This is a genomic window from Tuberibacillus calidus DSM 17572 (assembly GCF_000430685.1).
Lineage (GTDB): Bacteria > Bacillota > Bacilli > Bacillales > Sporolactobacillaceae > Tuberibacillus > Tuberibacillus calidus.
Genome location: NZ_AUMM01000071.1, coordinates 1 through 10,319, shown reverse-complemented (window position 1 = coordinate 10,319; position 10,319 = coordinate 1). Strand labels below are relative to the sequence as shown.

Sequence of the window (10,319 nt, the reverse complement as noted above, 5' to 3'; positions counted from 1 at the left end):
AACCCTTCAAATGGTTTATCCATTGTGTCAGGGTTTGAAAGCCTTTGAGATCGTTCGTAAACACTAAGCGATTAGCTAGGTCAATGCCTCTAAAATCTTGCGCACGAGCGACATGTTTGTGTTTAGCGATATCAACACCGACGATCAATGTGTTCTCTGTGATTTGAGAGATTTTGCGATTTTGGTTATAATTCATGTATGAGTCCTCCTTGGTTCCTAAATTAGAGGTCAACATCCGTTGACACTCCGTACTATACCAAGAGGGCTCTATTTTTGTACAACCCGAAAAACCGCTATTTTGCCTCATTTTTCTTCAATACAGGAATGCTCCTATACCCTATTACCAGAGGATTTTGCAAATATGCCATTCGGTAAAAAAAACAATACTATCAATAAAACAGCGAAACTGACTGCATCTTGAAGCCCGGAACTCCAGAGTCCAGCTGTAAACGATTCTAAAATACCGATTATAAAAGCTCCCAAAACAGCAGCCGGAGCATTCGTTAATCCCCCAATTACAGCGGCGACAAAAGCTTTCATACCGAGCATCAATCCCATGCTGTATGAAGCACCGGCAATCGGTGCAATGATAATACCTGCAAGTGCCCCTAGCGCTGCACTCACAGAAACAGCAGCCAATGACATAGTTTCCGGCTTAATCCCCATTAGCCGTGCAGCGGATCGGTTAATTACACAAGCTGTCACTGCTTTACCGACATAAGTTTTATTAAAAAACAGGTACATAGCAATAAAACAGAAAACCGAGAGGCCAATGGCCCAGATGTTTTGTGGAAGGATAACAGCATGCCATAGATGAATAGGTGTATCTCCGGAAAATGGTTTCAGCGAAGTCGGTTGTGTCCCCCATATGATTAAACCGATTCCTCGAAACGTGATAGAAGCGCCAATTGTAATAATAATCATTGTCGGAATCGACGAATGGCGTGCAGGGTAAATGGTCAAACGTTCAAACCCCATACCAATTATAGTAACCAACACAATACTCAAGATCGCACTAATCCAAAGTGGTAGCCCAACTCCGACTAAAGAAATACAAATTAAGGCGCCGAACATCGCAAATTCACCTTGGGCAAAATTCAACACACCAGTAATGTTATAGGTAATGATGAATCCGATAGCAATTAGGGCATAGATGCTCCCAACGGTTATACCGGTGATCATTAGTTGCAGTAGTTGATTAAATAATTCCATTTCTTCACGTCCTCCGTGAAACTCATTCTAAGGCAAACCGTTTTCAACGATAAAAATGGGCGGTGTCAAACTGTTGCCTAAGTTTGTAGCCAGACCGTTGACACCGTTATCTGATTTTATTTACCGAACAATTTATTGCTGCATAAGTTTATATTTGCCGTCTTCAATTTTGATCATCACAAGGCTGTCTGGAGTTAAACCGTTATGATCGTCTTTGCTGAAATTATAAATTCCGGTTATGCCAACAAAATCTTTTATATCATTCTCAATGTAATCACGGATTTTAGACGGATCCGTTCCAACTTTTGTTATAGCCATCTTTAACATATTAAAAGCATCCCAGGCATGCCCACCAAAGGAACTTGTTTCATAGCCGTACTTTTCTTTAAAGGTATTTCGGTACTTTAGAATGGTATCTTTTTGAATGTTGCCATCCGGTAATTGTTCTGCTACAAGCAATATTGCCGCAGGAAACATCACACCGTTGGCCGCATCACCGGCAATCTTAATAAATTCCGGTGAAGCGATCCCTTGTTGTTGGAAAATAGGCGCTTTAATCCCTAATTCTCGAATGTTTTTCGTAACGACTGCAGCACCTTGAGTTGTTGCCCATATGATAATGGCATCGGGATTGGCTTTTTTAATTCCTGTCAACATTGACTTGGCATCTTTTACTCCATCCTCAAATTCTTCTTGTGCAATGATTTCAATCCCTTGTTTCGTTGCTATATTTTTGAATTCTGTGAGACCATCAGAACCGTATGAGTTGGATGAACTTAAGAAGGCTACTTTTTTAATATTTTGATTGTCAAAAAAGGCTAGCATATTTTTAACAACTAAATCATTACCTTGCGGATATTTGAAAACCCATGTTCGTGACTTTCCGTTTTCATCCTTCCAAATTTGGTTACTGGATGCCATTGATAAAAACGGTATTTTCCCTTTTTCTACGAGTGGGAGCATCGCAAGCGAATTGCCGCTTGTCGAACCGCCAATAATGGCGATAACGTGATCTTCCTCAATTAATTTCTTCGTATCCAAGACTGCTTCATTTTGATCCGACTTATCGTCGTAAGCAACTAATTTTATTTTCTTTCCATTGATCCCACCGTTGTCATTAACTTCTTTTACTAACATTTTAACAGTATCCAATTCAGGCTTGCCCAGAGACGAAGCCGGACCGGAAACGGAAAAGACACCACCAATTTTAATCGTATCGGAACCCGATCCAGATGAACCCTTTGAATTACAAGCGGATAAGTATAGTGAAAACACAACCGCCAACATTACTATAAGGATCTTTTTCAAAGTGATTCCCCCTAAGTTTTTAGGAATAATCGTTTTTTGAATGTTTTACCCATAGCTTATCTCCAAGCGGAAAAATCAGGTTTTTTCTGAGTCAAATCTGTATCTTTGACTGGAATCTCATCACCACTATTTAAATTAAGAAAAGGGGTTGTCTCTTCAAACCAACTATCTGGTGCTGGTTGGCCCCAATAAGTGGCTCGGCGGGGATCATTGAGGTCCCAGCGAATGGGTTTAAAATCAGGATCACTTGTTAAATAATCTCCAGTATATAATTCAATGCGAATGCCAAATGGATCTTTTAAATAGAGGAAAAATGCGTTAGACAAACCATGCCGTCCCGGGCCGCGTTCAATGGCATTGGCATACCCTAAAGAGGCTAGATGGTCGCATGCTTGAAGGACGCTTTGAGAATCACTGAGAGTAAAGCCGACATGATGTAAGCGTGGGCCCTTTCCATTCATAAATGCGATATCGTGAACGGTGGGTTTACGAAAAAGCCAAACTGCCCATGTTTTATTTTGAGCTTCCGTGTATTCTGAACAACGGAAACCAAGCTCATTAATATAGAAATCAAAAGCTTCCTGAACGTTTGGTACCATACAATTAAAATGATCAATCCGCTGAACCTTTGCCCCTCTATAAAGGTGAAAATCTTGCAAATGTCGGTTGACACTATCCATTTCAGCATAAAACTCTAATGGGATGCCGGTCGAGGTGTCATGAACCCGAAAAGAACGACCAATTGCTCTTTGGGAGCCTTTTTCAAACCAATGGACGTCAGCCCCCTTTTTCTCAAAGAGTAATGATAATGCTTCTAAATCGTTTTCCGACCATACCTTAAATGCCAAGGCCTCAACTCCAGCTTTTTTGGCTTTTCGTAAAACAAGGCTATGGTGATTATGTTCTTCGAGACCGCGTAAATATAAATTTTCCCCATCACATTCGGATTCGATGAATCCCAGACCATTGACATAAAAATCCCTAGCCACATTTAAGTCAGTAACATGAAAAATCACCCGTGCTGAACGAATAATGTTAAAATCCATCTTCACTCAACCCTTTCAGTTTTTATTTTTTTCCAAACTGTGGAATGTGGTGATTTCCTAAAGCGACATGAATCACTTGTGTTTCCGTGTAAAAATCAAAGGCGTAATGACCACCTTCTCTTCCAATACCACTTGCTTTAGAACCCCCAAATGGAATGCGGAGATCGCGAACGTTTTGTGAGTTAATCCATACCATGCCGGCATCGACCGCCTGTGCGATGCGATGTGCCCGCTGAATATCTTTTGTCCAGACATAACCAGCAAGTCCATATTTTACGTCATTTGCCAATTCTATAACTTGGTCTTCTTTTTCAAATTTCATCACGGCTAGAACCGGCCCAAAAATCTCTTCTTGGGCAACACGCATATCATTTTTGACATTCAACAAAAGGGTCGGAGCTACAAAATTCCCTTTATGTAAATGTTCAGGAATCTTTCCGCTAAAGACTTCTGCTCCTTCTTGTATAGCAAGATCAATATAAGACTTAACTTTTTTGTAATGATCACGATGAATAAGCGGACCAACTTGTGTTGTAGGATCCATTGGATCTCCAATTACTATGTTTTGAACGCGTTCCTTCAGGGCACTGACAAAATCATCGTAAATGGATGCATGCAAAAATAACCGGGAATTCGCCGTGCAGCGCTCTCCATTGAATGAAAAAATCCCCCAAGTACATGCATCTAAAGCTCTTTCGAAATCCGCATCGTCAAAAATTATAATAGGTGATTTACCGCCCAATTCCATCGATACCCTTTTTAATGTATCAGCCCCATTTTTGGTGATTTCCACACCCGTTACTGTTTCCCCAGTAAATGAAATCAGACGGACATCGGGATGGGCGACAAGTGATGCCCCGGCTGTTTCTCCGAAGCCGTGAACGACGTTAAAAACACCTTCCGGTAGCTCTGCTTGATCGATAATTTCCGCCAGTCGGTTAGCAGTAATCGGAGAAAGTTCACCAGGCTTCATCACTACCGTATTACCCGTCGCAAGCGCTGGTGCAAGTTTCCACGTTTCTAACATAAAGGGAGCATTCCAAGGTGTAATGAGACCCGCTACCCCTACAGGTTTTCGGATCGTATAATTAAGAAAATCTCCGTCTACTTGATAAGCCTCACCAGCCAAACGACTTGACACCATTTCTGCATAAAAACGAAAATTTTGTGCAGAACGAGCGACCATGTTTTTGGTCTGACTAATCGGCAAGCCTGTATCTAATGATTCGAGCGGTGCGATTTCATCAATATGTTCATCAATAAGGTCGGCAATTTTATGAATATATCTCAACCTTTCACTGACCTTCATTTTTCCCCATGGTCCATTAAAGGCAGCATGAGCAGCTTTAACCGCTGCATCAATATCAGCACTGTCTCCTTCGGCTACGCGATTGATTCTTTCATTGGTATATGGATTAAAATTATCAAACTTCTTCCCAGACACAGCATCAACAAATTTCCCGTTAATATAAAGCTGAATATCTTTTACTTCCATTTGTCGTCTTCCTCTCCTGTTTTTAACTAGCGATCGTGACATAGTTGTTTAGTACTTCTCGAATTTCTTGTTGGATCGCCGGAGACGGTAAATCCATGGGCAAACGTAAAATCGGCTGAATTTTCCCCATCATTCCAAGAGCAGCTTTAACTGGTGCCGGATTTGTATCTTTAAAAAGAATGTCATTCAGGGGCATCAACTCATAATGTAGATCCTGTGCCCGCTTTATATCTCCGGCCATCCAAGCATTATACAATTCTGCAACCTTATCAGGCACAACATTAGCTGTTGCACTAATGTAACCTGCTCCCCCGATGGCTAGCATTGGATAGCACAACAATTCAATGCCGGAATAAAGAAGAAAGTCACGGCCGCAATTCAACAGAACGCGATTTACGTGTTCAAAATCTTTATTTGATTCTTTGACTCCGATAATATTTGGGCAGTCTTCTTTAAGCCGGGCGAGCGTCTGAACTTCCAAATTGACGGCAGTGCGGCCCGGGATATTATACACAATGATCGGAATGTCGACAGCATCGGCAATCGCTTTAAAATGCTTATACAATGCATGTTGTGAAGGTTTATTATAATACGGAACGATGACTAAAGCGGCATCTGCTCCAATTTCTTGGGCTTTTTTAGTCAAATAAAGCGTTTCTTCGTGGTTCGTCGATCCCGTTCCCGGGACAAACGGTACCCTTCCGGCAACTGCCTGTGCTGCCACTTCCATGACCTGTACGCGTTCTTCAGTTGTAAGTGAGCTTGGTTCCCCTGTTGTACCAGTGACCGAAATCCCATGAGATCCGCTATCTATATGCCAATGAATAAGTTTTTTCAGCGTCTCAAAATCAATGTATCCGCTTTCATTAAAGGGTGTTATAATTGGTGCAATGGATCCTCTTAACCTTGTTTTCGCATCGGAAATATCCATCACCATTCTGCTTCTCCTCCTTATAGAGTGCATACGGAAAAATCGTGGTAAGCAACATGATGAATCATTAAATTTCATCATGTTGCGGATCACTCTTTCGCTTTCTAAAGGATTCCACTGTATTCAATTTATGTCTTCGGGCAAAAGCTTCAATTGTCTCTAAAGGCTGGTTCGTCTCAATTAAAACAATCAATTGTTCATGTTCTTCAACCGATTGTTTCGGGCGAATGGGCATAAACGTCGACCCCCTTCGACGTATCGCATCCAGCCGTGCCTCTGTTTCATGAATTTTTTCTTTTAAATACCGATTTCCACAGAACTCAAAAATAAGATTGTGAAAACTAAGATTCAATTCCCCGAAGTTTTTAAAATGGTATTGCTCAACTTCCTCCTCCATTTGTTTATTAATCTTTCTTAGTTCCGCAATTTTTTCTTTTGGTATGAATTTAGAACTGAGCATGGTGGCATAGCCTTCAAGAACCGCCAATGTTGTCAAAGTATCTAAGTACTCGTTTTCGTTAATTTGTGTAACCACAGCACCCTTGTAAGGAATGTACTCAATCAAACCATCCGCTTCAAGATTACGAATCGCTTCTCTGATAGGTATGGCGCTTAATGAGAGCTCTTTGGCTATTTGATCAATGACGATTCTGTGACCTGGAGAATAAGTCCCATTTAGTATGCGGGAGCGAATGACATTATAAGCAATTTGGTGTTTACTAAGTATTTGTGTTTTCATTTCCCTAATATATATAAAATCATATATGATGTCAATATTAAAAAAAGTTTAATAATTATTTTCCCTATTTAACCACTGACAGCCTTGTTCGTTAATGATAAACCGTATCGGCCTTCAAAAAAAGTCAATGGCTGGCCATCTCTTAATTTAAGATCAATAACCTTTCCAATAAAAATAGTATGGTCTCCCGCTTTATAAAAATTATAAACATCACAGATGACGTGAGCTAAGGCATTAGGAATTACCGGCAATTGGTTGAACCATTCAAATTGGAAGTGGCGCTTTTCTTTGAGTTGTCCCGCAAAATGTTTTGACACCTCCATTTGATCTTCTGACAAAATGCTGACAGCAAATTTCCTGGATTGTTTTATTTTACTTAACATTTGCGCTCGTTCATCTATGGAAACGGATATTAATTTAGGATTGAGAGAGACAGACATAAATGCATTCGCCGTCATTCCATGTATCCGGCCGTTGACGGAAGTCGTAATGACTGTCACTCCAGTTGCAAATTTGCCCATGGCATTTCTAAAAGTACGCTCATCCAACGAAAATCACCTCCTTCTAAAGATCAGCGTAATTTTGGGGAATCGGGATGAATGTTGATCTCATACGATACATCCCCACCCTTTTCCCTTAAGCTTTAACAAAATTAGGTTTTGATTTCTTTGTGCGCTTGAGAAATTCCTGAACCATTTGTTTAAATGGTTCTTTGTCGTAATTGTTAAAATAAGTCATTCCCATTCGTACTGGGTCGCCAAAGAAATAATATTCATAATGTGTTTGCCGACTTCCAAATGCACTCATCGTGAGATCCCATGCCAGGCGGAATAATTGGACCCGCTCGTAACCCTCCAGATTTTTACCTTGAACTGCTCGATTGAGTAGAGCTCCAATTTCCTCATTCTCAAAATCGGCTTGTGTCGGAATTCCCATTAAACCTGATGCCCCAAGGATGCGAATGATTTCAGCCAAGCGTGGATAAATGCGTGGATACCAATTTCGGGCCGCATCTAAGGCTGCATAGTCCGGCGTCATCATACCCCAACGATCCAGCTTTGCCTGATGTTCAGCTCGGTATAAATGCGATTTCATAATCTCAAGTGTCAACATGATTTCTGTTCCCTTGTCTTGAACATGCTGGAAACCGTCAATCCCAATGGCATCCATGATACTTAAGGCTACACCTAAAACAAATTCCGTTTTCGCAATATCCTTAGCGACAACTTGATGGGCCATGTGAACGACCGCATTGGTTTCACGGTAGGCCCGGTTACAAATTGACGAATTCTCAAGAATGAAAATACGGTCCCAAGGTACAAGCACGTTTTCAAAGCAAACAATGGCATCGCCTTCTTCAAAACGCGATCCAAGTGGATGATCGAATTCATTTCTTCCGTAATCAAAGGATTCACGGCAAATAAACTTTAATCCAGGCGTATTATTTGGTATAGCAAACGCCAAAGAGTACGGGTCGTCTAATTCACCGGCTTTTTTCACGGTTGAAGGAAAGACGATAATTTCATCTGTGATCGCGCCTTGCGTGGCCAGCAGTCTAACGCCGTCAACTATGACCCCCTCGTCGGTTTTCTTCACAACATGCAGTGCAACATTGGCATCTTTTTGTTCATACTGTGCTTTCGCCCTGTTAATCTGCGGGTGAATAAGGGTATGTGTTAAGCTGAGATCATTTTCACGTGCATATTCCGCATATTTTTTTGCGTTTTCGGCAAACATTGGGTCGCCTTCAGCATAAAATTGATGAGCAGCACCCATTGCCATGACGTTGGCATTTAAATAATCAGGTGACCTTCCCATCAATCCGCCCGAATACCGCTGCCATTCCATAATCGCTTCACGCCGTTTGATCAAGTCTTCCACTGTTTTTGGCTCCATAAAAGTGACGCCAACTTTGTTTCCTGTTGTTGGTGAATTGTAAAGCATTTTTTCCGGCTTCTCATATTGCAGATCATAAAGATCAGCCATGGATCGAATCACATTTTTGAAGGCTGGGTGTTCCGTCACATCCTCTACTTTTTCACCGTGGATGTAAACATTATTTTTCGCTTCTTTTAATCTTTGCACGTACTCTTTGCCTGTTTTTGCTGACATGACGATCCCTCCATTTAATACTTAGTGCCCTTTCGCTTGTAAACCCTTACAAAAAACTTGAAAAGTAATTTTCTTATTGTTTAAAATATAACACACGAAATATTATACTGAAAAATATTTATTTTATTTGTTTTCTATATGTTTTTTATATAGAAAGTGAGGGATAACATTGGATGTCAAACGGCTCCGTTACTTTGTAACGATCGCCCAAGAAGGAAAGATCACTGAAGCCGCAAAGAAACTCCACATTGCTCAGCCACCACTCAGTCAGCAGTTGAAATTATTAGAAGAAGAGCTAGGCGTTTTATTGTTTGAGCGTAATGGTCGGCACCTCGAACTAACTGAAGCCGGAAAACTCCTTTATAAAAAAGCAGAAAATCTCCTGGATCAATTCGAAGAGATTAAGAAAGAAGTGCAAGAAACCGGTAAGGGTCTTAGGGGTGTATTGGCCATCGGTTGTGTAAAAACCTGTTTTGCTTACATCCCTGAAAGAATCCAACAATTCAGGACTTTATACCCTGAAGTGACGTTTCATTTACGAAGCGGAGATTCTTACCTAATGGCTGAACTTTTACGAAATAGAGATATTGAATTTGCTTTCGTACGCTTACCTTTAGAAATGAACGAGTTTTCTTATCTACCTCTTCCTGAAGAACCTTATGTAGCCGTTGTACCTGAACAATGGTTAACTGACCCTGATATCGAGGAAATTTCCCTTGCAGAGTTAGCTCAAATGCCGTTGATGTTACTCCATCGCATCAGCGGTATCGGACAGTATGAGGTTGTACTCAATCACTTCAAAAATCATGGGTACGAACCGAAGATCGTTTGCGAATGCCCAGATGCGTCAATGATTTTAGACCTAGTTTCAGCTGGTGTTGGTGCTTCAGTCATTCCACAGTCAGCCTTTGTCACTCCTCTACCACAAGGAAAAAAGATTTTAGAGATTGAGGGTAATGAGCTTATTTCTCAATCAGCCGTGATCTGGTTAAAAGACCGCTATTTATCCAAAAGCGCCCAACATTTTCTTAGAACGTTTATCGAATCAGAAAAACGTCTTCGACTTTCTCCAACTTATAAACCTTCATTCCTTCATTCGTAATTAAGTAAAAAACTTTATTGAATCCTATAGATAATATTTTCTAAAGCTAATTAGGGACTACTGAACAACCTACATTTTGATCAAAAGCTTACCACTCGCAGTTTGTGACATGAAAATACCTGACGAATGATCAAGTGAAAAAAGGAAAAAAAAGTATCCCGAAGGATCTTTTCAAGGTTCATAACCAGAAACTGCAGGGCAATGACGGTTTCACTTGTCTGTCGAAGGCGTGCTCGAATAAGACCAAGCCCATATGTACGCTTGCCCTCGCCAAATTTGCCTTCGACGGCGTTCCGATCCAAGGCGTCCTGGTATTCTATTCGTTTTTGGGCGCTGTCTTCCTCACTGTCTTTTAAAGGCCGGCCCAGTTTCGG

General features: G+C 40.9%; 10 protein-coding genes and 1 pseudogene. 1 reads left to right on the top strand and 10 read right to left on the bottom strand.

Going from position 1 to position 10,319, the window contains the following annotated elements:
- The 9 genes and pseudogenes from H532_RS20650 to hpaB all read right to left on the bottom strand — a co-directional run.
- Positions 1–196: pseudogene (locus H532_RS20650) on the bottom strand (IS110 family transposase); the annotation flags it as partial.
- A gap of 134 nt (positions 197–330) precedes the next feature.
- On the bottom strand, positions 331–1,212 hold the full coding sequence (locus H532_RS0113455; protein ID WP_027725909.1) for a branched-chain amino acid ABC transporter permease: 882 nt from the start codon (positions 1,210–1,212) through the stop codon (positions 331–333).
- Positions 1,213–1,344: 132 nt separating this feature from the next.
- On the bottom strand, positions 1,345–2,520 hold the full coding sequence (locus H532_RS0113450; protein ID WP_027725908.1) for an ABC transporter substrate-binding protein: 1,176 nt from the start codon (positions 2,518–2,520) through the stop codon (positions 1,345–1,347).
- A gap of 56 nt (positions 2,521–2,576) precedes the next feature.
- A complete protein-coding gene (gene hpaD, locus H532_RS0113445; protein WP_027725907.1) occupies positions 2,577–3,566 on the bottom strand; it encodes a 3,4-dihydroxyphenylacetate 2,3-dioxygenase in 990 nt (329 codons plus the stop codon).
- A gap of 22 nt (positions 3,567–3,588) precedes the next feature.
- Positions 3,589–5,061 (bottom strand): 5-carboxymethyl-2-hydroxymuconate semialdehyde dehydrogenase, encoded by a 1,473-nt coding sequence (hpaE, locus tag H532_RS0113440; protein WP_038112527.1) that lies wholly within the window; start codon positions 5,059–5,061, stop codon positions 3,589–3,591.
- 22 nt (positions 5,062–5,083) lie between these two features.
- Positions 5,084–5,998, bottom strand: a complete 915-nt coding sequence (gene hpaI, locus H532_RS0113435) for a 2,4-dihydroxyhept-2-ene-1,7-dioic acid aldolase (protein ID WP_425426292.1) — start codon at positions 5,996–5,998, stop codon at positions 5,084–5,086.
- A gap of 61 nt (positions 5,999–6,059) precedes the next feature.
- Complete coding sequence (locus tag H532_RS0113430; protein ID WP_027725904.1) at positions 6,060–6,731, bottom strand: GntR family transcriptional regulator; 672 nt, start codon at positions 6,729–6,731, stop codon at positions 6,060–6,062.
- 68 nt (positions 6,732–6,799) lie between these two features.
- Positions 6,800–7,279 carry a flavin reductase family protein gene (locus H532_RS0113425; protein WP_027725903.1) on the bottom strand — a complete coding sequence of 160 codons (480 nt, stop codon included), beginning with the start codon at positions 7,277–7,279 and terminating at the stop codon, positions 6,800–6,802.
- Positions 7,280–7,367: 88 nt separating this feature from the next.
- Positions 7,368–8,843, bottom strand: a complete 1,476-nt coding sequence (gene hpaB / locus H532_RS0113420) for a 4-hydroxyphenylacetate 3-monooxygenase, oxygenase component (protein ID WP_027725902.1) — start codon at positions 8,841–8,843, stop codon at positions 7,368–7,370.
- 169 nt (positions 8,844–9,012) lie between these two features.
- Here hpaB and H532_RS18955 point away from each other — a divergent pair, with 169 nt between their 5' ends.
- Positions 9,013–9,945: a LysR family transcriptional regulator gene (locus H532_RS18955; protein ID WP_051263344.1), complete on the top strand. Its 933-nt coding sequence runs from the start codon at positions 9,013–9,015 to the stop codon at positions 9,943–9,945.
- An 80-nt stretch (positions 9,946–10,025) separates the two neighbouring features.
- Here H532_RS18955 and H532_RS18950 read toward each other — a convergent pair.
- Positions 10,026–10,319 (bottom strand): transposase (locus H532_RS18950; protein ID WP_245566436.1); only part of this gene is annotated, 294 nt, incomplete at its 5' end.

What these genes read in the sequence shown, in the direction of transcription:
- H532_RS0113455 (WP_027725909.1), bottom strand. Translation starts at nt 1,212, where the DNA reads ATGGAATTATTTAATCAACTACTGCAACTAATGATCACCGGTATAACC.
- hpaD (WP_027725907.1), bottom strand. Translation starts at nt 3,566, where the DNA reads ATGGATTTTAACATTATTCGTTCAGCACGGGTGATTTTTCATGTTACT.
- hpaE (WP_038112527.1), bottom strand. Translation starts at nt 5,061, where the DNA reads ATGGAAGTAAAAGATATTCAGCTTTATATTAACGGGAAATTTGTTGAT.
- hpaI (WP_425426292.1), bottom strand. Translation starts at nt 5,998, where the DNA reads ATGGTGATGGATATTTCCGATGCGAAAACAAGGTTAAGAGGATCCATT.
- H532_RS0113430 (WP_027725904.1), bottom strand. Translation starts at nt 6,731, where the DNA reads ATGAAAACACAAATACTTAGTAAACACCAAATTGCTTATAATGTCATT.
- hpaB (WP_027725902.1), bottom strand. Translation starts at nt 8,843, where the DNA reads ATGTCAGCAAAAACAGGCAAAGAGTACGTGCAAAGATTAAAAGAAGCG.